The 26,323-nt window shown below is 68.4% G+C and carries 23 protein-coding genes and 1 tRNA gene; 15 read left to right on the plus strand and 9 right to left on the minus strand.

Annotated features, from left to right (window positions below; all coding sequences use genetic code 11):
- The first annotated feature begins 115 nt into the window (after window positions 1–115).
- The 6 genes from VFV19_09830 to VFV19_09855 all read left to right on the plus strand — a co-directional run bounded on the left by VFV19_09830 (window position 116) and on the right by VFV19_09855 (window position 7,446).
- Window positions 116–2,485 carry a hypothetical protein gene (locus VFV19_09830; protein ID HEX4824604.1) on the plus strand — a complete coding sequence of 790 codons (2,370 nt, stop codon included), beginning with the start codon at window positions 116–118 and terminating at the stop codon, window positions 2,483–2,485.
- Window positions 2,475–3,974 (plus strand): tetratricopeptide repeat protein, encoded by a 1,500-nt coding sequence (locus VFV19_09835; protein ID HEX4824605.1) that lies wholly within the window; start codon window positions 2,475–2,477, stop codon window positions 3,972–3,974. Before VFV19_09830 ends, VFV19_09835 begins: the two co-directional genes overlap by 11 nt.
- A 2-nt stretch (window positions 3,975–3,976) precedes the next feature.
- Entirely contained in the window at window positions 3,977–4,360 is a 384-nt protein-coding gene (locus VFV19_09840) for a response regulator (GenBank protein HEX4824606.1), read from the plus strand.
- Complete coding sequence (locus tag VFV19_09845) at window positions 4,360–5,610, plus strand: HEAT repeat domain-containing protein (GenBank protein HEX4824607.1); 1,251 nt, start codon at window positions 4,360–4,362, stop codon at window positions 5,608–5,610. Before VFV19_09840 ends, VFV19_09845 begins: the two co-directional genes overlap by 1 nt.
- Window positions 5,607–7,037: a glycosyltransferase gene (locus tag VFV19_09850; protein ID HEX4824608.1), complete on the plus strand. Its 1,431-nt coding sequence runs from the start codon at window positions 5,607–5,609 to the stop codon at window positions 7,035–7,037. The genes VFV19_09845 and VFV19_09850 overlap by 4 nt, the downstream gene beginning before the upstream one ends.
- Before the next feature lie 244 nt (window positions 7,038–7,281).
- Window positions 7,282–7,446, plus strand: a complete 165-nt coding sequence (locus VFV19_09855) for a hypothetical protein (protein ID HEX4824609.1) — start codon at window positions 7,282–7,284, stop codon at window positions 7,444–7,446.
- 14 nt (window positions 7,447–7,460) lie between these two features.
- Here VFV19_09855 and VFV19_09860 read toward each other — a convergent pair whose 3' ends face one another.
- Together VFV19_09860 and VFV19_09865 are read right to left on the minus strand one after the other, a co-directional pair.
- On the minus strand, window positions 7,461–8,081 hold the full coding sequence (locus tag VFV19_09860; protein HEX4824610.1) for a hypothetical protein: 621 nt from the start codon (window positions 8,079–8,081) through the stop codon (window positions 7,461–7,463).
- A 117-nt stretch (window positions 8,082–8,198) separates the two neighbouring features.
- Window positions 8,199–9,641 carry a hypothetical protein gene (locus VFV19_09865; GenBank protein ID HEX4824611.1) on the minus strand — a complete coding sequence of 481 codons (1,443 nt, stop codon included), beginning with the start codon at window positions 9,639–9,641 and terminating at the stop codon, window positions 8,199–8,201.
- Between the two features lie 80 nt (window positions 9,642–9,721).
- Between VFV19_09865 and VFV19_09870 the strand changes: the two genes are divergently transcribed.
- Genes VFV19_09870 through VFV19_09895 form a run of 6 tightly spaced genes read left to right on the plus strand, consistent with a single transcriptional unit; the run spans window position 9,722 to window position 17,397 of the window.
- Complete coding sequence (locus VFV19_09870) at window positions 9,722–10,282, plus strand: hypothetical protein (GenBank protein ID HEX4824612.1); 561 nt, start codon at window positions 9,722–9,724, stop codon at window positions 10,280–10,282.
- Between the two features lie 34 nt (window positions 10,283–10,316).
- Window positions 10,317–13,238 carry a M14 family zinc carboxypeptidase gene (locus VFV19_09875; GenBank protein ID HEX4824613.1) on the plus strand — a complete coding sequence of 974 codons (2,922 nt, stop codon included), beginning with the start codon at window positions 10,317–10,319 and terminating at the stop codon, window positions 13,236–13,238.
- On the plus strand, window positions 13,232–14,500 hold the full coding sequence (locus VFV19_09880) for a hypothetical protein (protein ID HEX4824614.1): 1,269 nt from the start codon (window positions 13,232–13,234) through the stop codon (window positions 14,498–14,500). The genes VFV19_09875 and VFV19_09880 overlap by 7 nt, the downstream gene beginning before the upstream one ends.
- Window positions 14,497–15,597 carry an NAD-dependent epimerase/dehydratase family protein gene (locus tag VFV19_09885; GenBank protein ID HEX4824615.1) on the plus strand — a complete coding sequence of 367 codons (1,101 nt, stop codon included), beginning with the start codon at window positions 14,497–14,499 and terminating at the stop codon, window positions 15,595–15,597. The genes VFV19_09880 and VFV19_09885 overlap by 4 nt, the downstream gene beginning before the upstream one ends.
- Window positions 15,598–15,604: 7 nt before the next feature.
- Complete coding sequence (gene lsrF / locus VFV19_09890) at window positions 15,605–16,396, plus strand: 3-hydroxy-5-phosphonooxypentane-2,4-dione thiolase (GenBank protein ID HEX4824616.1); 792 nt, start codon at window positions 15,605–15,607, stop codon at window positions 16,394–16,396.
- Window positions 16,393–17,397, plus strand: a complete 1,005-nt coding sequence (locus VFV19_09895) for an alcohol dehydrogenase catalytic domain-containing protein (protein ID HEX4824617.1) — start codon at window positions 16,393–16,395, stop codon at window positions 17,395–17,397. Before lsrF ends, VFV19_09895 begins: the two co-directional genes overlap by 4 nt.
- Window positions 17,398–17,413: 16 nt before the next feature.
- Here VFV19_09895 and VFV19_09900 read toward each other — a convergent pair whose 3' ends face one another.
- Both VFV19_09900 and VFV19_09905 read right to left on the minus strand, forming a co-directional pair.
- Entirely contained in the window at window positions 17,414–17,992 is a 579-nt protein-coding gene (locus tag VFV19_09900; GenBank protein ID HEX4824618.1) for a hypothetical protein, read from the minus strand.
- Window positions 17,989–19,194, minus strand: a complete 1,206-nt coding sequence (locus VFV19_09905) for a thiolase family protein (protein ID HEX4824619.1) — start codon at window positions 19,192–19,194, stop codon at window positions 17,989–17,991. The genes VFV19_09900 and VFV19_09905 overlap by 4 nt, the downstream gene beginning before the upstream one ends.
- Before the next feature lie 69 nt (window positions 19,195–19,263).
- On the opposite strand from VFV19_09905, the gene VFV19_09910 reads away from it, so the two are divergent.
- Together VFV19_09910 and VFV19_09915 are read left to right on the plus strand one after the other, a co-directional pair.
- Window positions 19,264–20,067: a ribonuclease H-like domain-containing protein gene (locus VFV19_09910; protein HEX4824620.1), complete on the plus strand. Its 804-nt coding sequence runs from the start codon at window positions 19,264–19,266 to the stop codon at window positions 20,065–20,067.
- Complete coding sequence (locus VFV19_09915) at window positions 20,058–21,986, plus strand: tetratricopeptide repeat protein (GenBank protein ID HEX4824621.1); 1,929 nt, start codon at window positions 20,058–20,060, stop codon at window positions 21,984–21,986. Before VFV19_09910 ends, VFV19_09915 begins: the two co-directional genes overlap by 10 nt.
- Here the strand turns inward: VFV19_09915 and VFV19_09920 are convergent.
- The 5 genes from VFV19_09920 to VFV19_09940 form a co-directional block, all read right to left on the minus strand.
- Window positions 21,944–22,162 carry a hypothetical protein gene (locus VFV19_09920; GenBank protein HEX4824622.1) on the minus strand — a complete coding sequence of 73 codons (219 nt, stop codon included), beginning with the start codon at window positions 22,160–22,162 and terminating at the stop codon, window positions 21,944–21,946. The genes VFV19_09915 and VFV19_09920 overlap by 43 nt on opposite strands.
- Window positions 22,159–22,695 carry a nucleoside-triphosphatase gene (locus tag VFV19_09925; GenBank protein ID HEX4824623.1) on the minus strand — a complete coding sequence of 179 codons (537 nt, stop codon included), beginning with the start codon at window positions 22,693–22,695 and terminating at the stop codon, window positions 22,159–22,161. Before VFV19_09925 ends, VFV19_09920 begins: the two co-directional genes overlap by 4 nt.
- A 3-nt stretch (window positions 22,696–22,698) precedes the next feature.
- Window positions 22,699–22,774, minus strand: a tRNA-Trp gene (locus tag VFV19_09930).
- 40 nt (window positions 22,775–22,814) lie between these two features.
- Window positions 22,815–23,441 carry a tRNA (guanosine(46)-N7)-methyltransferase TrmB gene (gene trmB, locus VFV19_09935; protein ID HEX4824624.1) on the minus strand — a complete coding sequence of 209 codons (627 nt, stop codon included), beginning with the start codon at window positions 23,439–23,441 and terminating at the stop codon, window positions 22,815–22,817.
- A gap of 11 nt (window positions 23,442–23,452) precedes the next feature.
- Window positions 23,453–24,688 (minus strand): cyanophycin synthetase, encoded by a 1,236-nt coding sequence (locus VFV19_09940; protein HEX4824625.1) that lies wholly within the window; start codon window positions 24,686–24,688, stop codon window positions 23,453–23,455.
- Window positions 24,689–24,711: 23 nt separating this feature from the next.
- On the opposite strand from VFV19_09940, the gene VFV19_09945 reads away from it, so the two are divergent.
- The gene (locus VFV19_09945; protein ID HEX4824626.1) at window positions 24,712–26,310 is read left to right on the plus strand and encodes a glycosyltransferase family 39 protein; all 1,599 of its coding nucleotides are present in this window, start codon (window positions 24,712–24,714) and stop codon (window positions 26,308–26,310) included.
- Window positions 26,311–26,323 lie beyond the last annotated feature (13 nt).

Consider the following 26,323-nt stretch of genomic DNA (forward strand, 5'->3'; position numbering starts at 1 on the left):
ACGTCCGTTGCAGCCAATGAACCCAATGCGCCGAACGTTCCCCAATGCTGTTCAAAGCAAGATGCATATGGAAATAATGACATTGTACATATTCGTCACTGGAGGCCTTTTTTCCATGGCGGCCGAAACGCCCTGCGCGCAGCTGCACGGCGATGACCGCGGCTGGTGCCTCTACCGCGCGGGTGACTTCCAGGACGCTGCCGAGGCGTTCGGTTCCGATCCCCTCTCCGTCGGCGGCGCGTACGCCGCCCTCCAGCTCGGCCAGGTCGAAGCCGCACGCGCGCGGTTCCGCGGGATCCTGAAGCTCCATCCGGACGAGAAGGACGCGCGGCACGGTCTGGCCCTCGCCGCGCTGCGCGAGCCGGTCGAAGAGCTGCGATTCGAGCGCGACGCCGACCCGGCGAGGCCGATCGCGGTCCCTGCGCGCGCGCTCAAGGACGTCTTCGAGGTTCGTACCTCGTCCGGCGCGTACGAGCCGATCTTCATCAAGGGGGTCAATCTCGGCGCCGCGCTCCCCGGGAAGTACCCCACCGAGTTCCCTCGCGATCTCTCGCTCTATCTCAAGTGGTTCGACACGATCGCCGAGCTCGGCGGCAACGTGGTCCGCGTCTACACGCTCATGCCGCCGGAGTTCTACAGCGCGCTCTCGACGCACAACGCGCTCGCGGGCGCGCGGAGGCTCTGGCTCGTGCAGGGAATCTGGGCCGAGCTTCCCGACGACGGGAACTTCGACGATCCGGACTTCCTCGCGGAGTTCCGCGCCGAGATCGACCGGGTCATCGACGCGGTCCATGGCGATCTCGTCTCGCCGCCGCGGCCGGGGCACGCCGGCGGCATCTACGAGACCGATGCGTCGTCGTCCCTCCTCGCGCTCATCCTCGGGCGCGAGTGGGAGCCGTACGCCGTCAAGGCATTCGATGCCGGGAAGCCGCCGGCGTCGTTCGCGGGGACGTACTTTCGCGCCTACAAAGTTCCGGCGATGGAAGTGTGGGCGGCCGGCATCTGTGAGGCTGCCGCCGCGCGCGAGGTCAAGCGCTACCGCACGCTCCATCCGCTCGCCTTCGCGAACTGGCCGACGCTCGATCCGCTGCGTCACGACACCGACGCCGATCGCGCGGAAGAAGACGCGTGGAAGAAGAGGTACGGCGTCCCGTTCCCCGAGGCCTACCGCGATGCGCCGTGGGAGAACGACGCCGTCTCGCTCGATGCCACGAAGATCGTCCCCACCGCGAAGATGCCGGCCGGCTTCTTCGCGGCTTATCACATCTACCCGAACTATCCGGACTTCCTGAACCTCGAGCCGGCGTATGCGCGCGGTCCGAACCGGTACTCCGCGTACCTCGCCGATCTGAAGCGTTACCACGGCCATCAGCCGCTCCTCGTCGCCGAGCTCGGGATCTCGACGAGCCGCGGCGTGGCGCACGTGCAGCCGGAAGGTTGGGACCACGGCGGCCAGGACGAGAGGCGCCAGGGCGAGCTGCTCGGGACGATGTTCTCGGCCCTCCACGAGAACGGCTACGCGGGCGGCATCGTCTTCGAGCTGATCGACGAGTGGTTCAAGGGGACGTGGTCGGTCGCGCCTCTCACGATCCCCGCCGAGAGAAGGCGGCTGTGGTTCAACGCGGAGAGCCCCGAGCAGTCGTACGGCCTTCTCGCGTACCGGCCGGCGGAGCCGATCCGCGTCGACGGCGACCCGTCCGACTGGCTCGGACCCGCCTACCTCACGGCAAAGAACGCGAACGCTTCCGGATGGGGAACGATCAAGGAGACGCGCGTGACCTCCGACGAGGGGTACGTCTACCTGCTCCTCCGCACCGCGGGCGGCCCGAAGCCGCCGGACTGGACGACGACCTCGTTCCACGTCGCGATCGACACTTACGACCCGGGGCGCGGCGCGACCCACGTCCCCGAGCCGATCGCAACGGGCGCCGAGTTCCTGATCGAGCTCCACGGCCCCGGCGCGAGCTTCGTCACCGTTGCGGCGCCGTACGAGCCTTACCAGGCGATCGAGAGCGGCCCGGTCGCATCGCCCGAGGCAGGGGACGACATCACCTTCACGCACCTCCTCATGGAGACCAACCGCGAGCGTTTCGGCCGCGACGGCACGCGCTACCCCGCGATCGTCGTCGATCGCGGCGCCCTGCGGTTCGGCTCCGTGGCGACCGACACGCGCACCGACGTCGCGGTCGGCGCGGCCTCGGGAGCGATCGAGCTTCGCATCCCGTGGCAGCTCCTGAACGTCACCGATCCCTCGTCGCGGCGCGTCCTCCACCAGACGACCGAGCACGACGCCCCTCTCGACACGGTCGTCACCGACGGCTTCCGCTTCTACGCTTTCGCCGACAAGTCGAGACTGCCCGCCGAAGGCGTCAAGGCTCCGCTCTACACGTGGCCGACGTGGGACGTGCCCAAGTATCGAACGCGCCGGAAGGCCGGTCTCGACGCGCTCCGCGAGGCGTGGAAGGCGATTCCCGATGCGCGCTAGCGCCCTGCTCCTCGCCCTCTTCCTCGCGACGACGGCGCGCGCGGACATCGCCTCGGCCGACGCGGCGTTCGACGACGACGATCACGTCCAGGCGCTGAAGCTCTACGACGAGGTCCTCGCGGAGGATCCGTCGAACGTCCATGCGCTCCTGCGCTCGGGGATGCTCCTCTCGTGGGACAAGAAGTACGACGACGCGCTCGCCCGCTACGAGCGCGCGCTCACCCGCGAGCCGAAGAACCCCGACGTCCTCCTCGAGCGCGGCAAGGTCTTCCTCTGGAGCAAGCGCTACGACGAGGCGATCGACAGCTACGCGAAAGTGCTCGAGCAGAGGCCCCACGACGCCTGGGCGCTTCTCGGCACGGCGCAGGCGTACGCGTGGCGCGGGCGCTCCGCTGAGGCGCGGCCGTTCTACGTGCGCGCGGTCGAGGCCGATCCGGACCTCAAGGATGCGCGGATCGGTCTCGCCTACGCCGATCTCGAGACGGGGAACGCTCCCGCGGCGCGCGAGGCCGCGGCGGCCCTCGCCGTGAAGTACCCCGACGATCCCGAGGTCAAAGCGTTGAACGAGGCGGCGAAGAAGTCGAGCGCCGCGTGGGTCCAGGTCGGCTACGAGCACCTCGACGACTCCGACGAGAACCGCATGAACGGGTACATCGCCGAAGGGGGCTTCGGCTTCGCCACGCGTTTCGACCTGCGCTTCGGCTACCGGCACGACGACTTCAACGGCCCGGTGCCGGGGAACGCCGATGCGAACGGCACCGCCGATCTTCTCTATGGCGTCCTCGGGTGGGACCCGCGCCCGCGGCAGAGGGGCGAGCTGCGCCTCGGCGCCGCGCGCCTCACCGATAGCGGGGGCAACGACCGCACGACCGCGATCGGCGGTCTCTCGTATTCGTTCCCCATCGGAACGTGGACCGGGCGTGCCGGGGCGGCGTACGACCCGTTCCTCTACTCGCCGCAGATCCTCGACAACGACATCGACGTCACCTCCGTGACCTTCTCCGCCGCGGGGCTTGCCAGCAAGCATGTCCAGGTCGAGGCCGGCGCTGGGTACGGCCACTTCTCCGACGGCAACACACGCTTGAACGCCGACGCCGGTGCCTGGTACGTCTGGACGTGGCCGGCGCGTCGCCTCCTCGCCGGCGGTGTCGTCCGCTACCTCGATTTCGCGGATGACCTGAACCACGGCTACTTCGATCCGTCGAACCTGGTCGCCGGCTTGGCCTCCGTCCGCTCGAACGGAACGATCGGCCGTTCCAGGTGGGAATACGAGACCACCGCGGAAGGCGGTGTGCAGCGCTACACCTTCAACGGCGCGACGAACACCGGAAAGCCGCTCTGGAACTTCTACGGCCTCCTCGCGCATCCCCTCGGCCGCGGCTTCTCGTTCCAGCTCGACGCGAACTATGGCAACTCGTCGGCCGCGTCGGGCCCGGGCTTCAACTCGATCTTCTTCGGCGCGGGGGTGCGCTACACCTTCGGAGGCTGAGGGTGGGCCTCGCGAAGACGATCCTCGTGGCCGAGGACGATCCGGTGACCCGCCGGTTCGTCGTCTCGCTCCTCGAGGAGCGCGGCTACGAGGTCCTCGTCGCGGAAGACGGCGAGCACGCTCTCGAGCTGGCGAAGAGCGCCTCGCCCGATCTCCTCGTGAGCGATCTCGTCATGCCGTACCGCGACGGCTTCGAGGTCCTCCGCGCGATCCGGAATGACGCGAAGATCGCGCACCTGCCCGTTCTCATCCTCTCCATGCGCGACCACGAGGACGACATCGTCCGCGGCCTCGAGTCGGGGGCCGACGAGTACGTCGTCAAGCCGTTCAACGCGCGCGAGCTGGTGGCGCGCGTCAAGAAGCTCCTCGAACCGAGGCGGGCCTGATGTTCCAGGTCCTCGTCGCGGCGATCATCGCGACCGCGGGGGTCTTCCTCGCGCTCACGCTCTTCATCGTGTCGGGAAAGGCCGTGCGCGAAATCCGCGATGCGCGCCGGCGATCGCGACGGAACGCGCTCGAGCCCTCGATCCTTCGTTATGTCCACGGAGAAGATCCTTCGATCCTCGCCGCGCTCCGGGGCGGTCTCGCGCGCAGCGACCGACCGGTCGTGGAGACGATCCTGCTCGACCACGTCCAGCGGGTGCGCGGGGTCGAGCGCGAGCGCCTCGCGCGAGGGCTCGACGAGCTGGGCTACGTGGACGCGTACATGGACGCGCTCGGGAGCACACGCTGGTGGACGCGCGCTCATGCGGCGGAGAACCTCGGCCTCGCCGGCGCCAAGCGGGCGACGTCGAAGCTCGTTTCCGCGCTCGGCGACGACGTCGCCGAGGTCCGGCTCCGCGCGGCGAAATCGCTCGGCCTCGTCGGCGGCCGCGCCGCGGTGCGCCCGCTCCTTCAAGCGCTCGGCGAGCCGAACCGCTGGTCGACGATCCGCATCGCCGACATCCTGAGCGACATGGGAAGGGAAGTCGTCCACGAGCTGATGGAGGCGTACCCGGAGCTGAACCGCCACGGCCGGCTCGCAGCGCTCGACATCGTCGGCCGCGTCCACGCGCTCGAAACGATCGGCTGGCTGCTCGCGCGTCTCGACGACGACGATGCCGACATCCGAGCGCGCGCCGCGCATGCGCTCGGCGCGATCGGCGTGCTCGAAGGCGCGCCGAGACTCAGAAGCGCACTCGCCGATCCCGCGTGGCCGGTGCGTGCGATGGCCGCGAAGGCGCTCGGCCGCATCCACGACGCGGAAGCGATCCCCGAATTGTGCGCGACCCTTCGCGACCGCGAGTGGTGGGTGCGCGCCAACGCCGCGGAAGCGCTCAAGCAAGCCGGGCCGATGGGAATCGAAGCGCTGGAAGGCATGCTCGCCGACGAGGATCTCTACGCGCGCCACCAGGCGTGCGTCGTCCTCGAAGCCGCGGGCATCCTCGAGCGAAGGGTCGCGCAGCTCGGGTCGACCGGCACGGTCAGGGACAGCGCCGAGCGTGTCATCCAACGCTTCGTCGCGGCGGGTCAAACCGGCCGCCTGCGCGAGCTGGCGGTGACCCACGGCGATCCCGGCGTGAGGAACGCCCTCGCGCGCCTCCTCCCGCTGGACAACGCTCCGATGGAGAGAGACCGGGAGGAGGTGCAGCGATGACCTTCACCGGCTTCCTCGCTCAGGCGCTCCTGTACTTCAACATCTTTGTCTTGATCTACTTCCTCGCATTGAACTCGATCTACCTCATCCTCTTCGTGATCTCGCTCTTCGAAGTTCTGAGGTTCGTGCGACGGACCTTCTTCTCCGACTACCGCCAGATCATGCAGTCCGACATGACGTGGCCGATCTCGGTCCTCATCCCCGCGCACGACGAGGAGAAGACGATCGTCGAGACCGTGCGCTCGATGCTCATGGTCAACTACGGCGAGTTCGAGATCGTCGTCATCAACGACGGCTCGAACGACAAGACGCTCGCTCGCCTCGTCGAAGCGTACGAGCTGCGCCGCACCGACCAGCCGTACCGCCGCGTGATCCCGACGCAGCAGGTCCGGGCGGTCTACCGCTCGCTCGCGCACCCCAACCTCGTCGTCGTCGACAAGGAGAAGGGCGGCAAGTCCGACGCGCTCAACGCCGGCATCAACCTCGCGCGCTACCCGCTCTTCTGCTCGATCGACGCCGACTCCGTCATCGAGGACAACGCGCTCCTCCGCGTCGTGAAGCCGTTCATGGAGAAGCCGCACGAGACCGTCGCCGCCGGCGGCATCGTCCGCATCGTCAACGGCTGTGAGGTCAAGGAAGGCCGCGTCACCCGCATCGCTCTTCCCGACCGCGCGATCCCGATCTTCCAGGTCGTCGAGTATCTCCGCGCTTTCCTCACGGGCCGCGTCGGCTGGTCGAACCTCCAGTCGCTCCTCATCATCTCGGGCGCGTTCGGCATCTACAAGAAGCAGGAGGTCGTCGAGATCGGCGGCTACACGCACGACACCGACACCGAAGACCTCGAGCTCGTCGTGCGCCTGCACGAGCACATGCGCCGCAAGAAGCAGCCCTACCGCGTCGTCTTCGTGCCCGATCCCGTCTGCTGGACCGAATCGCCCGAGTCGCTCCGCGTGCTCGCGCGCCAGCGCAACCGCTGGCACCGCGGCCTCCTCCAAACGATCTGGATCCACAAGCGCATGTTCCTGAACCCGCGCTACGGCACCGTCGGCATGTTCGCCTTCCCGTACTTCGCCATTTTCGAGCTGCTCGGTCCGTTCATCGAGACGTTCGGCTACATCGCCGTCATCTTCTCTTACCTGCTCGGCATCCTCGACGTGCAGTACTTCCTACTCTTCCTCGCGGTCTCGGTGCTCTACGGCGTCTTCCTCTCGATCGCCGCGGTGCTTCTCGAGGAGATCTCGTTCCGCCGCTACCCCGGTTGGACCGATCTCGCCAAGCTCGTCGCCTACAGCGTCCTCGAGAACCTCGGCTACCGGCAGCTCCTCTCCGCGATCAAGGTCAAGGCGTTCTGGGACGCGATCCGCAGACGTCGAGCGTGGGGGAAGATGCAGCGGAAGGGGTTCCAGCCGGCGAGGGTGGAGAGCTAGCTTCGGAGGTGCAGATGAGATCTCCCGTTTGGTTGCTAGGTGCTATAGGAATCGGGGCAGCGATCGCTGGGACAAGGCCCCCGGCGAGACTCACTCAAGAGGATTTGGACAAAGTCCTCAAGATCCGGTTTTCAGCAGATGGTGCAATCTCAGAAATCTCTGCGCACGACCATACCGTCTCCGAATCAGCGAGCTCGACACAGCCCACGGACGAGCGACCATTGAGCTCTGGGAGGATGGCAAGGTGGTATGTCTCCGCTGGTACAACTCGAAGGACGGGCCTCCGTTCGGTGGAACGCTCTACTTCGACGGCGTTCCGGTCACCGCCGCGTGGGGACCTTACCGAGAGAAAGAAGCAGCGGAGGAATTGCGGCGCATGGACGAGCAGTTGAAAGCTAAGAAGCCCTGAACGATGGCGTCGAGCTAAGTCGGCAAGATCTCATTGCGCTTACGCGGCAGCGCGCCAGTGTGCCACGCCAGCTCGATCGCCGAGTCGAGCCACTCGAGTCGCTGTGCGGGGCTCGCGGCCAAACCGCGGATGAGCTGGTCCTTCCGGTGCGCTTCCCAGCCGCCACCGTACGACTCGGACACCGCACCTCTTTGATTCTTGGCGATGATCTCGAGTGCGTCGATGTCCAGCAGATCTTGCGGACGACCTGCGGCTCGCTTCATTCGGATGAGGTGAGGAATGGAGGCGATGCGCACGGAGCATTCGCCCAAGTCCTTGACCACCGAGTCCCGCCAGAGCATCTCGAACTCCAGCGGGTTCTCGACGAACAGATCCAGCTCCCTCATCGGTTGGGCGGGATCGACGAGCGAGAAGACACGCATCCCCTTCTCTTCGTTCCACTGCCTCCGACGATCTGCAAGGGCGAAGTCGAGAAGCTCGACGGGGGCTCGCGGTTTGAGGCCCAGATCTCGCAACGCCTCCATTGTTCTACGAGCAGCTTCGGGAGCGAGGTCGATCACGAGATCGACGTCATCCGTCAGACGCGTGTAACCGTGCAAGACCGTGGCGAGTCCGCCCACGATGACGTAACGCACGTTGGCGCCGTTGAGAGCGGCGAAGATCGGGGAAAATAGACTCACGAAGCGAAGATACCGGTACCCGACTTCGGCTGGCCGTAGAACTCTGCTGATTCGGGTTGCGTCCCGGAAACGTCAGAACGTGGGCTTTGGATCGGCGAACGTCGTCTGACTCGGGAACTCCCCGAACAGCGCATACCCGGCGGGGTACGGCGCGGTATGCAAGAGAATCGCTCGATGCTTATCCGACGCCGCGAGCCACTCTCGAACCGGTCCAGCATCTTCGTCGGTTTGCACGCGAACTGCGATGGCATCGGCTCCAAGCGCGCTCGCACGCTCGACGACGCGCGTTGACTGCCCCGCGTCCTCGACGGGAACGTACTCGATCTTCAATGAAGGGATGAACGCTGCGAGCGCGCGGAAGTAGCGCGCGGGCGCGTCGTAGTAGCGCAGCGGTCCGCGCCCCTCAAAGTCCTCGACGACGAACGTCTCGTCGATCGCGAAGCGGATAGGGCGGTCGCCGATGATGGCGTGATCGCCTTCGGCGCGCACGGGGGCGGAGCCGAGCAAGACTCCGGGCGCTTCATAGCCGACGATGTCGCCGGTGAAGCGGTCGCAGGGGAACCACGCGTCGACGCCGGCGCGTGCGAGGTCGTAGGCGGCCTGCATCTTGCCGGTGGTGTCGCCGCAGCCGACGACGAGCGAGACTCCCGCACGGCGCGCGGGCTCGACGAGCGCTGAAATCCCGTGCGTATCGACGATGAGGGCGACGTCGTGCCAGACGAAGGTCGTGGGGTACTGGATCTTGTCGTCAAGGATCTCGTAGCGGAAGACGCCGTTCGCGTCGGCGCCGAGCCATTTGTCGCCGTGCTTGACGGCGAGCGCGCCGGTGAGCGGGACGATCTTCACCGGTGCCGCGGCGGCGAGGTCGCGCAGGCGCGCGCCCTCGTGCCAGGTGAGGAGCTTGCCGGCGTCCACATCGCCGGCCTTCTCGTCCCAGGCGAGCTGGTAGGAGAGCCAGTCTCTGACGGTGCGCTCGACCTGGGCGCCGACGCGCGTTCCCGGTTGAACAACGATCCTGCTGGCGCCGAGGACGAACGAGGTCGTGCCGGGAGGGACGACGAGCTTCTTCGCGATCGTCGTCTCGGCGAATTCGGGTTCGAAGCGGTGCTCGGCGAGCGCGAGGTAGACGCGCGACTTCCATGAGGCTCCGGCGGCCCGCGCGTTCGCCGAGGCGGTCTGGAACGCCGCCTTGGTGTCCGCGCCGCAGCCCTCCGCGGTGAAGGCGACGATTTCCGAAGCCAGGAGCTTACGTGCGGGATCGGCCTGATCGAGGCGTTCGATTTCCTCGCGCACATCGCACGCGGCCTTCGCGTCTTGCTTGACGACGGCGAGGAGGAGCTTCCGCTGCGCGTCGAGGAACGGATCGTCCATGTGACGATCGCCGTAGACCTCGAGAAGCTCCTTCTTCTGGTCGGCGGGCTGGTACTCCCAGAAGCACGGATGGCAGACCGGTGGCTTCCGCGCGGCGCAGCCGGCGAGCACGATCGCGAAGAGGACGCTGCCGACCCGGCGCATCTTCGGATTATCCCTTTGCGATGCAAGCGGGCGGTGGCAAGATGCCCGAGCACGGGGCTCCTGGGACTGGGGTCGAGACCATGACGACGCGAAGAAAGCCGGGCACCGCGCCCAAGATCTCGAACGATGCCGTCGCCGCGAAGACCGGGAAGACGTGGAAGCAGTGGTCCGCGATTCTCGATCGCGCGGGCGGGCGGAAGATGACCCACCAGCAGCTCGTCTCGGTGCTGACCAAGTCGTACGACCTCGTTCCGTGGTGGCAGCAGATGGTCGCCGTCGGCTACGAGCAGACACACGGCCTGCGCGCCAAGCACGAGACGACGTCGGGCTACCAGGTCTCGCGGAGCAAGACGATGGCGGCCCCCGTCGGGGACGTCTTCGAGGCGTGGGGGAACGCGCGCAAGCGCGCGCAGTGGCTCCCCGGGGCCAGGCTGACGATCCGCAAGGCGACCGAGAACAAGAACCTGCGCATCACCTGGGGGGACGGCACGATGATCGAGGTCGGCCTGTTCTCCAAGGGGGCGCGGAAGACGCAGATCGCCGTCCAGCACGGCCGGCTCGCTTCGGCGCGGGCCGCCGCGGCGCAGAAGGCGTACTGGGGAGACGCCCTCGACCGGCTCGCGCAACTCCTCACCGCCTGAGCCGTAAACCGATTCCCACGCCGACGGAGTCCGCATGAGACGCTGGACCCTACTCGTCGCGCTCTTGTCTTGCGCGACCCTCTCCTCCGCCGCGCCGGCTCCCGGCGTGGGCCTCGATCGCCTGTTCCCCGGCGCCCGCTTCGATCCGGCGGTGCCGACGCAGGAGTCGGTAGTCGGGTTCACGCCCGGCTCGCGACCGATCACCTACGACGAGCTGATGCGGTACGTGGGCGCGGTCGCCGCGGCGAGCAAGCGCGTCAAGGTGCTCCCATACGCCAAGACCTACGAGGATCGCGAGCTCGTCGTCATCGCGGTCGGCGAGGAATCGACGATCGCCGGTCTCGACGCGTTTCGCGACGAGCACGCCAAGCTCACCGATCCTCGCCGAACGAGTGATGCAGCTGTTTCGGGTGCGAAGTCCGTCGCATGGATGGCGTACGGGATCCACGGGAACGAGATCTCGTCGACCGATGCCGCGGCGGCGCTCCTGTATTGGCTCGCCGCCGGCGAGGACGATCGAGCACGCGCGGTCCGCAAGGCGTCGCTCGTCCTCATCGACCCCTGCGAGAACCCCGACGGGCGCGAGCGCGCGCTCTCGCAGATCCGATGGTTCGCCCACAAGACGCCGACGGGCGACCTCGACGACCTGTCACACACGGCGATCTGGCCGTACGGCCGCGGCAACCACTACATGTTCGACATGAACCGCGACTGGATCACGCTCACGCAGCCCGAGTCGCGCCGGGTCGCCGAGATCGCGAAGTGGAATCCGCAGGTCATGGTCGACAGCCACGAGATGGGCCAGGAGAGCACCTACCTCTTCTCGCCGGCGCGCCCGCCGCTCAATCCGTTCCTCCCGAAGAGCTACCTCGAGCAGGCGCGGCTCTACGCCGCCGATCAGGCGAAGGCGCTCGATGCGCGCAGCTATCCCTACTACACGCGTGAGTGGGACGACGAGTTCTTCCCTGGATACGGGTCGTCGTGGGCGATGTACCGCGGGGCGGTCGGAATCCTCTACGAGATGTCGCAGACGAACGGGACCTTCGTGCTCAAGTCGTCCGGCGAGACGCGGACGTACCTGCAGGCGGTCGAGCATCACGTCATCAGCTCGGTAGCGAATCTCTCGACGCTCGCCGCGAGCGGGCCGAAGGCGATCGCGGTGACGCTGGCGACGCGCCGCGACGGGATCGAGCGGGGCACGACGGGGAAGGTGAGGGCGTGGGTTCTTCCGCGCGGACGATTCCCGGATCGGACCGACGCCTTGGGCCGTCTCCTCATGAATCAGGGGATCGAGGTGCAGCGGCTGTCGGCGCAGACGACCGTGTCCGGTCTCGTCGATAGTGCGACCGGCGAGTCACGATCGGTCGATCTTCCGGCCGGGAGCTGGCTCGTGCCGATGGATCAGCCTTCGGGCAACCTGGCGCGCGCCATCCTGGATCCCCACGTTCCGATGAATGCGGATTTCCTCTTCGCGGAACGGAAGTCGATCGAGACCGGGAAGGGGACGCGGAGCTACGACACGACCGCCTGGTCGCTGCCGCTGCTCTTCGGGGTCGAGGCGTACTGGAGCGCGACGAAGCCGGCGGGCGCATGGCAGCCGGACATCAAGCTGCCGCTGCCGCCGGCGGGTGTCGAGGGGTCGCCTGCGCCGACGACGTTCGGTTGGGTGTTCGAGGGATCATCCGACGGCGCCGGTCTCGCGGTCGCCGATCTCCTTCAGGCCGGGGTCTCGCTGCGCCTCGCCGAGAAGCCGTTCCGCGTGGACGGCCGTGAGTTCGCGGCCGGATCGATCCTCGTGAAGAAGGAGGCGAACGGGACCGACGTCGGGCGCCTGCTCGACGACGTGGGGAAGAAGCATGGCATTGCGATCATGACCGCCTCGACGGCGCTCGCGGAGACCGGCGCCGATCTCGGCGGCGGCTTCTTCCACGCGCTCGCGGCCCCGCACATCGCGGTCCTCACCGGTCCTGCCGTCTCGCGCGAAGGCTACGGCGCGATCTGGCATTGGCTCGACACGGTGGTCGGTCTGCGCTTCTCCGCGATCGACCTCGCTTCGCTTCCCGGCACCGATCTCCGCCGCTACAACGTCGTCGTCGTGCCGCCGCTCGACTGGTCGGCGTCCGCGGTCAAGGCGGTTCTCGGCAAGGGCGGCCTCGACGGCCTGAAGGAATGGGTCGAAGGAGGCGGCACGCTCATCGGGGTCGGTGCTTCGGAGCTGTTGGCCGATAAGGACCTCGGGCTCACGAAGGCGCGCCTGCGCAGCCAGGCTCTCGACACGTCGCCGCCGCTCGTCTGGAGCCTCCGCGCCGACGAGGCGGAGGCCGCGGGCACCCTCGCGGCGCCAGGCCTCGACGCTCCCGAGGATAAGAAAGATGCGAAGGCGAGCCCACCGAAGCGCACGTCGCCCTACGACGTCGCGCCGGTCATCGGCCCCGGCGCGAAGGCGTTCGTGGAAGGCACGGACATCGGCACGCCGCTCGGAGGAGCGCCGGTCGATCTCGACACGTGGCTCAAGCCGGTTCTCCCTTCGGGGCAGAGCGCGCCGAAGGACGAAGACCGCCGGCGCGTCGACGATCGTCTTCGCCGCTTCGCGCCGCAGGGGGCGCTCCTGCGAGCCGACGTCGATCCCGATCTTTATCTCACCTGGGGACAGCCGTCCGATCTCACCGTCTACTACGGCGCCGACGACGCGCTCATCGTGCGTCCACCGGTGCGCGCGCTCGCGGTCTTCTCCGGGATCGACACGATCCAACGCGGCGGTCTGCTCTGGCCCGAGTTCGCGGCCCGTCTCGCGAAGACCGCCTACGCCTCGCAGGAGTCGGTCGGCCGCGGCCAAGTGATCCTCTTCATCGACCACCCGGACTTTCGCGGATGGACGATCGGCACGCGCCGTCTCCTGTTGAACGCGCTGCTCTACGGGCCGGGGGTCGGCGCGCAAGCGCCCGCGGCGTGGTAGCGGGCACCGGCCGCGTTCCGCGCGTGCTCCCCGAGGAGCGGCCGGCCGTCTTCTGGGCGTTCGCCCACTTCTTCTTGATTCTCTGCGGCTACTACATGCTCCGCCCGCTGCGGGACGAGATGGGAATCCTCGGAGGGGTGAAGAACCTGCCGTGGATGTTCACCGCGACGTTCGTCGTCATGCTCCTCGTGGTCCCCTTTTACTCAGCCGTCGTCGCACGTGTTCCGCGGCGGAAGATCATTCCCATCGTCTATCGCTTCTGCGAGGCGAACCTCCTCGCGTTCCTCGTGCTCGACCGGCTCGGGATCGGCGAGATCTGGGTCGCGCGCGTCTTCTTCGTCTGGGTGTCGGTCTTCAACCTTCTCGTCGTGTCCGTGTTCTGGAGCTCCGTCGTCGATGCGTTCGGCCAGGGGCAGGGGAAGCGCCTCTTCGGCATCATCGCCGCCGGCGGCGGGCTCGGCGCGATCGCCGGCCCGGGAATCGCCTCGGTGCTGGTGCAGCCGTTCGGAAGGGCCGCGCTCTTCGTCGCCTCGGCGCTCACGATCGAGCTGGCGGTCCACTGCGTGCGTCATCTCATCGCGTGGGCTGAGAAGCACAAGGCCGGCTCCGTCGGCGTCGCACCCGACCGTCCGATCGGGGGAGGCGTGTTGGCGGGCTTCAGGTCGGCGCTCGCATCGCCCTATCTGCTCGCGATCTCGGGGATGCTGCTCGCCTACACGTTCACCTCGTCGGTTCTCTACAGCGACCAAGCGCACATCGTCCAGGCCTCGATCGCCGACTCGTCGGCGCGCACGGCGCTCTTCGCGAGAATCGACTTCTGGGTCAACATCGTCGCGCTGGCGTCGCAGACCGTTCTCACCGGCTGGGTGCTGACGGCGCTCGGCCTCCTCGTCGCGCTGTGCGTTCTCCCGCTCGTGACGGCCGGCGGCTTCGCCGCGCTCGCTCTCTCCCCGGGGATCTCGGTGCTCGTGGCGTTTCAAATCGCGCGGCGCGGCCTCCAGTACGGCCTCGAGCGTCCATCGCGGGAGGTCCTCTTCACCGCCGTCACGTCCGAAGAGAAGTACAAGGCGAAGTCGTTCATCGACACCGTCGTCTTTCGCGGCGGGGATGCCTTTTCGCTCTGGGCCTATACCGCTTTCACGTCCCTGTCTCCGCCACAGTGGCTCACGACCACGGTTATGCTCTTGATCTGCGCCGGCTGGATCGCGCTCGCCGTCTTCGCGTCGCGGCGCCAGGCGACGCTCGAGAGGAGCCAGGCATGAATCGGAGGCGAAGGACGTTCATCAAGGCCGCCGCGGTCGCGGGGGCCGGAGCCGCGCTGAGCGCCTCTTTGCCGAAGGTCCTTGCGGCACCGGCGTCGAAGCCGATGAAGATCCTGATCCTCGGCGGCACCTCGTTCTTGGGCCCGCAGATCGTCGAGGCGGCGCAGGCGCGCGGCCACGTGATCACGCTCTTCAATCGCGGGAAGACGAACCCCGGCCTCTTCCCCGACGTCGAGAAGCTCCACGGTGACCGGAACGGCGATCTCAAAAGCCTCGAGGGGCGCCAGTGGGACTCGGTCGTCGACACGTCGGGGTTCGTGCCCCGGCTCGTCACGCTCTCCGCGTCGCTCCTGGCGCCGAGCGTCAAGCAGTACGTCTTCATCTCGACGATCTCGGTATTCGCCGAGAACCTGAAGCCGGGGACGGCGGAGAACGGACCTCTCGCCACGATGCCCGACGAGACGAGCGAGGACGTGCAGAAGTACTACGGCGCTCTGAAGGCGCTCTCGGAGAAGGCGGCCGACAAGGCGATGTCCGGCCGCGCGTGCAACATCCGCCCCGGACTCATCGTGGGTCCCGGCGACAAGAGCGATCGGTACACCTACTGGCCGGTCCGTCTCGCGCGCGGCGGTGAGGTCCTCGCCCCGGGCGACGGCAGCGACCCGGTGCAGTTCGTCGACGTTCGCGATCTCGGCGCGTGGGTCATCCTCGCGGTCGAGAAGAACTTGAACGGCACCTACAACGCGACCGGGCCGGAGAAGAAGCTCACCATGAAGAAGTTCCTCGAGGAGACGAAGAAGGGGGTGGGCGGCGACCCGAAGCTCACCTGGGTCCCGGCCGACTTCCTCGAGAAGAAAGAGGTCGCGCCCTGGAGCGACATGCCGGTGTGGGTCCCGGGCGACGCCGGGTTCACGCAGATCGATTGCAAGAGGGCGATCGCCGCCGGCCTCTCCTTCCGTTCGCCGTCCGCCACCGCGAAGGACACGCGCGCCTGGTTCCGCACGCTTCCGGAAGATCGTCGCGGTAAGCTCAGTGCGGGGATCACCGCCGAGAAGGAAGCGGAGATCCTCGCCGCATGGCACGCCTCGGCGAAGTGAGGGAGCGATGGACTGGGGACTGTCGGACCGCTTGCAGAGGATCCTGAGACCGCCCGCGGGGCGCACGGTCATGCTCGCGGTCGATCACGGCTACTTTCTCGGTCCGACCTCCGGCCTCGAGAAGCCGAGGACGACGATCGAGCCGCTCCTTCCGTTCGCGGACTCGCTCATGCTCACGCGCGGCGTGCTCCGCACCTCGGTGCCTGCCGGGACCGGCGTCCCGATCGTGCTCCGCGTCTCCGGCGGCGCGTCGATCCTCCGCGAGCTGTCGCACGAGGGGCTGACGGTTGCGATGGAAGACGCGATCCGCCTGAACGCGTCGGCGGTGACGTTGTCGATCTTCGTCGGTGCCGAAGGCGAGCGCGAGACCCTCCTCAACCTCGCGAAGCTCGTCGATGCCGGGCACCGCTACGGCATCCCCGTGCTCGCCGTCACCGCGGTCGGGAAGGACATGGTCCGCGACGCGCGCTATCTCGGACTCGCCTGCCGCATCGCGGCGGAGATCGGCGCGCACCTCGTGAAAACCTACTACTGCGACGGCTTCGAAGAGGTCGTCGGCAGTACTCCCGTGCCCCTCATCGTCGCCGGCGGGAAGAAGACGCCCGAGCGCGACGCGATCGCGCTCGCGTGGAACGCGGTGAACGCCGGTGCCGCGGGCGTCGACATGGGACGCAACATCTTTCAATCCGACGCGCCGGTCGGGATGATCCGCGCCGTCCGCGCGGTCGTGCACCAGGGCGTTTCGATCGAAGAGGCGACGGCGATCTACGAGGGGGAGAAGCCGCGGATCGCGCGATGAGGGCCGCGGTCTACTACGCGAACGACGACGTCCGCCTCGAAGAGCGTCCACGTCCCCTCGCCGGCCCCGGCGAGCTGGTCTTCCGCGTGATGGCGTCCGGCCTCTGCGGCTCGGACGTCATGGAGTGGTACCGCAAGCCGAAGGCGCCGGTCGTGCTCGGGCACGAGGTCGCGGGCGAGGTCGTCGAGATCGGCGAAGGGCTCGCCGGCTTCGTCGCCGGCGACCGCATCGTCGCGACGCACCACGTTCCCTGCAACACGTGCCGTTACTGCCGTGCCGGCCATCACCCGGTGTGCGAGACGCTTCGAACGACGCACTTCGATCCCGGCGGCCTCGCGGAGCTGGTCCGTCTCCCCGCCGTGAACGTGCTCCGCGGCACGCTCGCGCTCCCGCCTGGCGTGAGCTACGAGGAAGGCTCGTTCGTCGAGCCGCTCGCCTGCGCCGTGAGGGGCCAACGGGTCGCAGGAGGCGCCTCTGAAAAGCGTGTCGCCGTCATCGGAAGCGGCCTCTCGGGTCTCCTACACATCGTCTGGGCGAAGGCATCGGGCGCGGCGAGCATCGTCGCAAGCGATCTCTCGCCGTACCGCCTGGCCGCCGCGCGCCGAGCGGGGGCGACCGAGACGCTCGACGCGAGAGCCGAGGCCCTACCTCCGCGGTGCGCCGACGTCGCCATCCTCTGCGCCGCCTCGATGCCGGCGCTCGACGCCGCGATCCGCATGCTCGACCGCGGCGGCACGCTTCTGGTCTTCGCCCTCTTCCCGCCCGGGACGACGGCGAGCCTGCCGCTTCACGAGCTCGGACGGGACGGTATCTCGATCGTGCACTCCTACGCCGGGCCTCCGGCCGACATGAAGACCGCGCTCGACGCGATCGCCAACCGGCGCGTGGACGTGCGTTCTCTCATCACGCACCGTCTCCCTCTCGCCGACGCACAAGAGGGCTTCCGCCTCGTCGCCGAAGCCGGAGATTCCTTGAAAGTGATCGTGGAGCCGCAGCGCTGAAAGGTTACTGTCCCCTTCAGATTCCGAGCTCGTGCTTCAAGTCCGCGACGACGTCATCAGCGGGGACGCCGAACCAGGCGTGCTGAACGACACCTTTGGTATCGAGGACGACCGCCGCGGGGATGAACGGAACCTTCGCGAGCGGGTCGGGGCTGGGGCGCTTGTAGCCGTAGACGGGGAACGGGTACGCCGCGGTCACCTCGGCGGGAGCGGCGGGGTTCTGGTCGAGCTTGTCGGTCTGCAGCCCGACGAGACGGATGCCGGCCGCCGGCGGCGACTGAAGGAGCGTTCGCCAGATGGGGACCGCCTCCTTGCAGGCGGGGCAGGTCGACGAGAAGACGAAGAGCACCGTCTTGGACTCGCCCTCGCCGAAACCGATCGTCTTGGTGTCGCCGGTGTCGGTGACGACGGGGAACGGCGTGACGACGTCGCCCGCGGCGAGCTGTGGCGGCGGGGGGCCGCCCCCGTGGGCGAGCTGCTGCTTGAGCGAGCGATTCTGGATCGCGAGCGCGACGACGAGGCCCGACAGCGCCACGCAGGCGATGACGAGGAAGATCGAGAACCCGTCCCGGCGTCTAGGTTCGGCGGCGCTCATCGTCCCACCTTCACGACCGTCGCCGCGGCGGTGTCGCCCGCGGCGCACCCGACGAAGAGGCCGTAACCTCCGCCGAGGATCGCGAGCTCCTCGACGAGCTCGATGATGAGGCGCATCCCCGTCGGGCCCTGAGGGTGCCCGTAGATCAAGGACGAACCGTAGTTGTTGAACCCTTCGATCGGGAGGCCGAGGGTCTTGGCGAGGTAGACGTCGTTCACGGCGAACGGATTGTGCGTCTTCATCGCCTTCACATCGCCGAGCTTGATCCCCGCGGCGTCGAGCGCTGCGTTCGCGGCCGGTACGGTTGCCATCGCCATGAATCCTTTCTTCGCGCGGCCCTGACCGTAAGCGACGATCTGGACCTCGATCGCCGCGTCCCTCGAAAGCTCCTTCGCCCGCTCGCGCGAGGTGACGACCATACCGCAGTTTCCGTCGGCCGGGTGCGTCTGGCTGCCGAAGGTCACCGTACCGTTGGGGAGAACCGGCTTGAGCTTCGCCAGGCCGTCCTTCGTCGTCTCGAAGACCCCCTCGTCGCCCGTCAGCGTGGCGACCGTCTTCCGGCCCGACGCGTCCTTCACCTCGAACGGCAGGAGCATGTAGCGCTTTTGAAATGCGTGGTCGTCGGCGAGCGCCTTCGCGTACTGCTGGTAGCGGACGAGCGTGCACGCGTCCTGCTCATCGCGCGAGATCCCGGCCTCGGCGGCGACGTTCTCGGCGGTCTGGATCATCGAATTCCGTGCCCACGGGTCGAAGCCGAAGGAGTCCATGACGATGTCCTCCTTCTCGCCCATGCCGCCGGGGCCGCCGGGGTTCGGGTAGTAGACGTGCGCCCCGTTGCTGCAGCGATCGACGGTGATGGCGAGGACGGTCGCGTTGGCGTTGCCCTCGATCTCGGCCGCCGCGGCCGCCGTCGTGCGGGCGCCGGTCGCGCAGGCCTGGCTCACCATCGGGCCGGTCGTCGCCTCGGCGCCGATCATCGCCGCGAGCCACGGCCCGCCGTAGAGCTGATGCTTCTGGAGGACGGTGTAGCCGAGGACGAGAGAGTCGAGCGCCTTGGGGTCGATCTTTCGCTCGGCGAGCGCGCGCTTCGCGGTCTCGGCGCCGAGCGCCATGGCGTTCAGATGCGCCAAGCTGCCCTGCCATTTCGAGAACGGCGTGCTCCAGTAGGCGCCGTAGGGGACGAAGCTCTTCGCGAAGCGCATGAGGGTCTCCACGCGGATCGGAGGTGGAAGACCGCCGAGTCTAGCAGCTTGCCGGTAGAATCTCCGGGGATGCTCCGGCACACCTTCCTCCACGTTCCCGGCATCGGCGAGAAGCGCGAGCGCGATCTCTGGAAGCGCGGTTTCACCGATTGGTCGGCGTTCCGGAACGCCTACCCGCCGGGCCCCTGGCGCGACCTCATCCTCGACCGGCTCGACGAGGAGACGGCGGCGCGCGCCCTTCCCGCGCGGGAGGCGTGGCGGCTCGCGCGCGCGTTCCCCGGCCGCATGCTCTACCTCGACATCGAGACGACCGGGCTCTCGGTCGACGGCGATGCGGTGACGTGCATCGGAACCTGCGACGGGCGCGAGGTGCGCGCGTTCGTGCGCGGGCGCGATCTCGAGCGCTTTCCCGAAGCTCTCCGCGACGTCAGCATCCTCGTGACCTACAACGGATCGTCGTTCGATCTCCCGGTCCTTCGCCGCGCCTTCCCCGAAGTCGAATTCGACGGCTTCCACCACATCGACCTCCGCTATCCGCTCCGGCGGCTCGGCGTTCGCGGCGGCCTCAAGGGCGCCGAGCGGCAGCTCGGGATCGAACGGCCCGAGGCGCTCGCCGGCGTCGACGGATTCATGGCGGTGCTTCTGTGGCACGAGCACCGCGCGGGGAACGCGACGGCCCTCGACACGCTGGTTCGCTATTGCCTCGAGGACGTGGTCAACCTCATGCCGCTGCTCGCGCTCACCTTCAACCGCCTCACGGCACCGATGCCGATCGACATCCCGCCGATCGAGGCGGGTGCGCGCCCCGAGATCCCGTACGGGGCCGACGCGGAGCTCGTCGGCGCGATCGCGCGAAAGAGGGCATGGGACTAGGCCGTCTTTCGCTCGCCCTCGGCCTCGCCGGCCTCGTCGCGTGCTCTCGCGGCGGAGCTCCGGCTCCGTCCGCAGGCCCGGGAAACGCCGACGCGCACTACGTCGGCCGCGACGCGTGCCGGTCGTGTCACACCGAGACCTGGTCGACCTTCGCGCACACCGGGATGGGACTCTCCTGGTACCCCGTCGCCGGCGCACCGGTCATCGAGGACTGGACGCAGAAGAACGTCTTCGAGGTTCAAGCGACGGGGTTGCGCTACCGCATGCTCCGGCGCGACGGGAAGTTCTTCATGCGACAGTCGATCTCGGACGGACGCGGCGGAGAGGCCGCGGTCGACGAGCGCGAGCTGACGTGGATCGTCGGCTCGGCGCACCACAGCCGGACCTATCTCGTCACCGACGGCGACAAGCTCTTCCAGGCGCCGGTCTGCTGGTACACGAAGGACGCGGCCTGGGATCTCTGCCCCGGCTACGAGTTCAAGAACGATTACTTCTCTCGCGAGATCTCGCACACCTGCGTCTTCTGCCACAACGCGAAGATGGAGCTGCAACCCGGGGCCCACAACGCGTACACGGCGATTCCCCACGGGATCGACTGCGAGCGCTGCCACGGCCCCGGCGAGCGGCACGTCGCGAAGTGGTCGCGCGGCGACACGCCGACGGGGGAGGGCGACGCGGCGATCGTCAATCCGCGCCGTCTCACCGCCGAGCGGCGCATGCAGATCTGCTTCCAATGCCATCTCGGCGACTCGAAGGCGACCGAGCGCGTGCAGCGGAACGAGAAGCCGCTCGAGGACTTCCGTCCGGGCGAGGCGATCACCGATGCGATGCTGCCCTACCGGTTCTCGCAGGCGACGCCGCACGACTACGGTCTCTCGGCTCAAGCCGATCGCCTCCTCCTCTCCCGTTGCTTCCGCGAGAGCGGCGGCAAGCTCGAGTGCGTGACCTGTCACGACCCGCACGTCACCGTCTACCGCGCCGACCGTCCCGCCGATTTCTTCACGTCGAAGTGCAAGGGATGTCACGGTCCGGACGCGTGCAAGGCACCCGCGGCCGCGCGCCAGGCGACGTCGCCGCCGGACGACTGCGTCCTCTGCCACATGCGCAAGGCGACGCCCGACGACCACAATCACGCGCTCTTCACCGATCACTGGATCCGCCGGAAGATCGACGAAGCGCCGGCGCCGCGGACCGATCTCTCGGTCGAGCCGTACCTGCCTGCGGCGGCCGCCGCGCTTCCCGCAGCCGATCGTGCCTACTATCTCGCGCGCGCGATCTCGCTCAGGACCTTCGCCGTGCCGCCCCAGATGAGCCGTCCCATGTGGCCGGCGGCCGAGGCAAAGTTCCGCGAGGCGATCGCCCAGGGGTTTGCCGACCCGCAGGCTCATTTTTTCTTGGGGAAGTCGCTCGCCGCGGAGGGACATCACGATGAGGCCGCATCCGAGTACGCCGCGGCGTATGCGAAGGACCCAGGCGACTACGACGTCGCGCTCGCGCAGGCGCAGGCGCTCCTCAGGAAGCATCAGGCGGACGAGGCGATGAAGGTGCTCTCGGCGGCGAGCGTCAAGGATCCCGATCGGGCCGGGGCCTGGGCGGAGATGGCGCGCGCTCGAGCCGGCCAGGGCGACTACGCGGGCGCGTCGGCGCTGTTCGCGCGGGCGATCCGGTGCGAGCCGTGGGTCGCTTCCCTCCACGCGAACGCCGCGATGATGCTCTCCGCGCTCGAGAAGCACCCGGACGCGATCGCGGAGGCGGAGACGGCGCTCCGCCTCGACCCGGAAGGTCCTTCGACGTGGGAGGCGTACGCGACCCTGCTCGAGCGCGCGGGCCGCCCAGCCGACGCCGAGGTCGCGAAGCGCCGGGCGAAGGAGCTGGCTCAGGCCCGCGGGCGGCGAATGAACGACGTCCGCGCGATGTGATCGCGGATCTTCTTCGCCTCGACGTCGACGAGGCGCAGCTTCGCCGCGACGTCGTCGGGAAGGTTCGGACGCAGGAGCAGAAGCTCGAGATAGCCGAAGATCGCCATCAGCGCGTTGTTCGTGTCGTGCCGCACCTCGCCGATCAACGAAGCCACGTCGTCCGGAACGTCGCTCATCGGAGTCCCCCCTCGATCGCGCGCACGATCTCGGCCGCCATCGCCTCGCTCCCGCCGCGGCTCACCGTCAGGAGCCTCGCGCGCGGATGCTGCTTCACCCGTTTGACGAATCCAACCCCGACCGCCGCCACGGTGGCGAGGAGCGGACTCGCGTCGTCGAGGAGCTCGATCATGCGTGCCTTGAAGCTCTCGGACAGGCATTCCATCTTGCCGATCTCGTCGACGACGACGAGCGTGCCTGGGCCTGCGGGAACGGTCGACGCAAGTCCGATCGTCTCGAGGCCTTGGAGATCGACGCCGTAGGGGCCGATGCGCGCCGATCCCGCGCTCCGCACGTGAGCGAGCAGGAAGTCGCGGCCGTCGAGCGTGACACCGCGGAAGCCGACGCGCCGGGATCCTTCGCGAAGCTCTTCGGTGAAGAAGCCGCACATCGGAATCCGTCCGTCGAGGCGCTCGACGACGCGGCGGATCGCCGTCGTCTTTCCTGAGCCAGGATCGCCGGTGAGAAGGAGCTTAGGAGGTGGGGGAGTCATGCGTGGCAGGAGAGACAGGAATCGAACCTGCAACCCCCGGTTTTGGAGACCGGTGCTCTGCCAATTGAGCTACTCTCCTGTGCGGACCCGATCGTTCGAAACGGGCGGAGTGTACCGTCTCATCCGACCCGCCGCCAAGTCCCGCGAAAGCGCCGCCGGCCTTCCTTCTCGTACTTTTCCTCGAAATTCGTGAGCGGTCCGTCGACCGGCAGCGGGAACTCCACGCCGCCGAACGCCGGTTGGCGCGCGAACGCCGCGTGGCCGTCGACGAGCGGCTCGATGGCGGCCCAGTAATCGTCGTGGTCGGTCGCGACGTGGAGCCAACCGCCTGGGACGAGCGTCGCGGCCATCGCGTCGACGTTGGCCGGCTGGAGGAATCGCCGTTTCTGATGGCGCTTCTTCGGCCACGGGTCGGGATAGAAGACGTAGTACGCCGTGACCGAGCGCTCGGGCACCGCGCGGCGCACGAGCTCGTTCGCGTCGATGCGAATGAAACGCACGTTCTCGAGCCCGGCGCGCTCGGCACGGGCCTCGGCGATCCTGAGGTACTCGTTCGACCACTCGACGCCGAGGTGCAGCACGTCGGGGCGTGCCTGAGCGACCGTGAGGAGGAATCGTCCCTTGCCGATCCCGATCTCGATCTCGACACGGCCGGCCCGCCCGAAGGTCGAGCGCCAATCGATCCCGTCGACGGAGGCCACCGGATCAAGCCGGAGCGTCGAGGTCGAAGCCACCTTGATCGACATGCCGGCCATTGTTACATCGAGATCGGACCGGGCGCCTCCGGCCCCTCGAGGAGCGCGAGCACCGCTCCGATGAGGTACAGCGAGCCGGCGACGAGAACCGTGCCCTCAGGGCCGGCGACCTCGCGGGCCCGCGCGATTGCCGCGAGCGGCTCGGTCCGCGCCTCGGCGGAAAGACCGAGCCTGCGCGCGAGGCCGGCGAGGACGCCGGGCTCGGCAGCCCGCTCGACGGGCGGCCGCGTCATGACCGCCGCTGCGACGTGCGGCACGAGCGGCGACAGGATCGCGCCGGCGTCCTTGTCGGCCATGGCGGCGAAGACGAGCACGGGACGGGGTCCCGGCCGCGCGGCGAGATACCGCGCGAGCGCTTCCGCACCAGCGGCGTTGTGCGCGCCGTCGAGCAGCATCTCGGGAGCTCCCGCCAATCGCTGAAGCCTCCCGGGCCAGCGCGCGGAGGCGAGCCCCCGGCGTATCGCGCCTTCCGCGGCAGGAAAACCGGCCGCGGAGGCGTAGGCGCAAAACGTCGCGACCGCGACCCGCGCGTTGGCACGCTGGTGCTCTCCCGCGAGAGCGAGGTCGACCGGCTCGGGAAGCGGCGCGTCGCGCGCGTCGAGGAACGTCGCGCCGATCGCGGCGCAATGAGATCTCACGACGGCGATCGCCTCTTCCTGCTCGATGCCGGACACGAGCGGCCGGCCGGCGCGTGCGATCTCGGCCTTCTCCGCTGCGATCGCCGGAAGCGTGCCGCCGAGGATCGCGACGTGGTCGAGGTCGACCGTGACGATTGCGCTCACGCGCGGCTCCGTCGCGTTCGTCGCGTCGAGGCGGCCGCCGAGCCCGACCTCGAGGACGGCGTCGCCGACCTTCGCCTCCCGGAACGCGACCAGCGCCGCCGCCGTCATGACCTCGAAGAACGAGGGATGCACCGGAAGGCGCTCGGCGGCGTCGCGCACGCGAGCAAGGATCTCGTCGAAGACACGAGAATCGATGTCGGCGCCCGCGATGCGGATCCGCTCCTCGGGCCGGACGAGATGGGGCGAGGTGTAGAGGCCGCTCCTCCTGCCCGCGGCCGCGAGCATCGCGTCGAGCATCGCGGCGACCGAGCCCTTGCCGTTCGTGCCACCGACGAGCACGATCGAAAGCTCATCCTCGTGATGATCGAGAAGGGCGAGCAGGGAACGAATGCCGGTGAGGCCGAGCTTGATGCCGTGGGTCTGCAGTCCGTAGAGCCAGGCGACCGAATCCCGCATCGTGTGAGGGCTATGATACGGCCGTGGAGGAGAAGGGCGTCCTCGCACTCTTCGCGGTGATCCTCGCGGCCCTCGCCGTTCTTTTCCTTCGGCTCGGCGCCACCCCGCTCCTCGATCCCGACGAAGCCCGCTTCGCCCGCACCTCGGTCGAGATGGTGCGGAGCCACGACTACGTCGTGCCGACGTTCGAGGGCCAGCCGCGCCTCGTCAAGCCGCCGCTCCTCCACTGGATCCAGGCCTCGCTCTTTCGCATCGCCGGCCCTTCCGAGATGCTGGCGCGCCTTCCCGCGGCGGCCGCGACCCTCGTCTCCCTCCTCCTCGTCGCCTGGATCGGCTGGCGCCGCTTCGGCGTCGAGGGCGCCGCGTGGGCGACCGCGATCTTCCTCACCTTCCCGATCGTCGTCATGATCGGTCGGATCGGCACGCTCGACGCGCTCCTCTCCGTCCACGTGCTCGCCGTCGTCGCTCTCGATCTCGTCCAGCCGGACGACGGCGGGCTGCAGAGGAGCGCCGTCATCGGCGGTCTTCTCGGTCTCGCCTTCCTCGTGAAGGGGCCGGTCGGTGTCGCGCTTCCCCTTCTCATCATGCTCGCGGGGCGGACGGCGACCGGGCGCGAGCTGGTGCCTTCGTTGCGGTCCGCGATCACGGCGCTTCTCGGGTGGGCCGCGGTGACGCTTCCGTGGGGGCTGGTCTTCATCCAGCGCATCGGCGGCGTTCGCGCCGCGGCGACGCTGCGATCCGAGGTGCTCGACCGGTACGTGGAGGGTACCGTTCACGTCCAGCCGTGGTGGTTCTTCGGCGGCGTCGCCGCGCTCGGCTTCCTGCCGTGGATCGTCCCGCTGGTGCTCGGGACGATCCGCGGGCTCCTCCGCTGGCGCGATGCCGAATCGCCGACCGGGCCTTACGCGGCGGCGGCGCTCGTCGCGGGCCTCGTCTTCTTCTCGCTCGGCAAGGGGAAGCTGGCGAACTACATCCTCCCGCTCGCGCCGTTGGCGGCGCTCGTCGTCACGTTCGAGCTAGGGCAGGAGCTGGTTCATCCCTCGAGGAACCGCGCCGGCCCGCAGCTCCTGACCGCGACACTCGTCGCGCTCGCCATCGTCCTCGGCGCCGCGGGCGCCACGCGTCTCGAGAACCGCGCCGAGGGGCTCGCGTACTTCGGCGCCGCCGTGTACGGGCTCACCGCCGTCGTCGCCCTCTACGGCACCGTGAAGAACGCGCCGCGCATCTCCTACGCTGCCGCGGCGATGGGCAGCATCGTCTTCCTCATCGGCGTCGTCTGCGGGATCCCGCCGTTTCTCGCCGAGACGAGGAGCACAGCTCCGCTCGTTACCAAGGTTCCCGCGCTGCTCTCGGTCCGTCCTCTCGTGGAAGTCGACATCAACCTGCCGAGCCTCACGTACTACGCCGACCGGGTGCCCGAGCGCCTCTCGGGACCGCAGCTCCCCGCACGCCTCGCGCAGGGCGACAATCCGCTCGTCGTGATCAGCGATTCCGATTGGCCGGCGCTTGCCCCCGAGGTTCGCGCCGGGCTCCGCGAAATCGGGCGGAGCGGGAAGCTCAAAGTCATGGAGCGCTCGGACCGGCAACGAAACTCGGACGAAAGTAAGCCCCCCACGCCTTGACGCGCGACGGAGC

The organism is Candidatus Polarisedimenticolaceae bacterium (genome assembly GCA_036275915.1).
GTDB lineage: Bacteria > Acidobacteriota > Polarisedimenticolia > Polarisedimenticolales > DASRJG01 > DASRJG01.

Bases quoted from the DNA above. Each gene is read 5' to 3' on its own strand.
- VFV19_09910 (HEX4824620.1), top strand. From the start codon at position 19,264: ATGCTCCGGCACACCTTCCTCCACGTTCCCGGCATCGGCGAGAAGCGC.
- VFV19_09915 (HEX4824621.1), top strand. From the start codon at position 20,058: ATGGGACTAGGCCGTCTTTCGCTCGCCCTCGGCCTCGCCGGCCTCGTC.
- VFV19_09900 (HEX4824618.1), bottom strand. From the start codon at position 17,992: ATGAGCGCCGCCGAACCTAGACGCCGGGACGGGTTCTCGATCTTCCTC.
- VFV19_09850 (HEX4824608.1), top strand. From the start codon at position 5,607: ATGACCTTCACCGGCTTCCTCGCTCAGGCGCTCCTGTACTTCAACATC.
- VFV19_09920 (HEX4824622.1), bottom strand. From the start codon at position 22,162: ATGAGCGACGTTCCGGACGACGTGGCTTCGTTGATCGGCGAGGTGCGG.
- VFV19_09830 (HEX4824604.1), top strand. From the start codon at position 116: ATGGCGGCCGAAACGCCCTGCGCGCAGCTGCACGGCGATGACCGCGGC.
- trmB (HEX4824624.1), bottom strand. From the start codon at position 23,441: ATGTCGATCAAGGTGGCTTCGACCTCGACGCTCCGGCTTGATCCGGTG.
- VFV19_09845 (HEX4824607.1), top strand. From the start codon at position 4,360: ATGTTCCAGGTCCTCGTCGCGGCGATCATCGCGACCGCGGGGGTCTTC.
- VFV19_09875 (HEX4824613.1), top strand. From the start codon at position 10,317: ATGAGACGCTGGACCCTACTCGTCGCGCTCTTGTCTTGCGCGACCCTC.
- VFV19_09895 (HEX4824617.1), top strand. From the start codon at position 16,393: ATGAGGGCCGCGGTCTACTACGCGAACGACGACGTCCGCCTCGAAGAG.
- VFV19_09885 (HEX4824615.1), top strand. From the start codon at position 14,497: ATGAATCGGAGGCGAAGGACGTTCATCAAGGCCGCCGCGGTCGCGGGG.
- VFV19_09925 (HEX4824623.1), bottom strand. From the start codon at position 22,695: ATGACTCCCCCACCTCCTAAGCTCCTTCTCACCGGCGATCCTGGCTCA.
- VFV19_09940 (HEX4824625.1), bottom strand. From the start codon at position 24,688: ATGCGGGATTCGGTCGCCTGGCTCTACGGACTGCAGACCCACGGCATC.
- lsrF (HEX4824616.1), top strand. From the start codon at position 15,605: ATGGACTGGGGACTGTCGGACCGCTTGCAGAGGATCCTGAGACCGCCC.
- VFV19_09835 (HEX4824605.1), top strand. From the start codon at position 2,475: ATGCGCGCTAGCGCCCTGCTCCTCGCCCTCTTCCTCGCGACGACGGCG.
- VFV19_09905 (HEX4824619.1), bottom strand. From the start codon at position 19,194: ATGCGCTTCGCGAAGAGCTTCGTCCCCTACGGCGCCTACTGGAGCACG.
- VFV19_09865 (HEX4824611.1), bottom strand. From the start codon at position 9,641: ATGCGCCGGGTCGGCAGCGTCCTCTTCGCGATCGTGCTCGCCGGCTGC.
- VFV19_09870 (HEX4824612.1), top strand. From the start codon at position 9,722: ATGACGACGCGAAGAAAGCCGGGCACCGCGCCCAAGATCTCGAACGAT.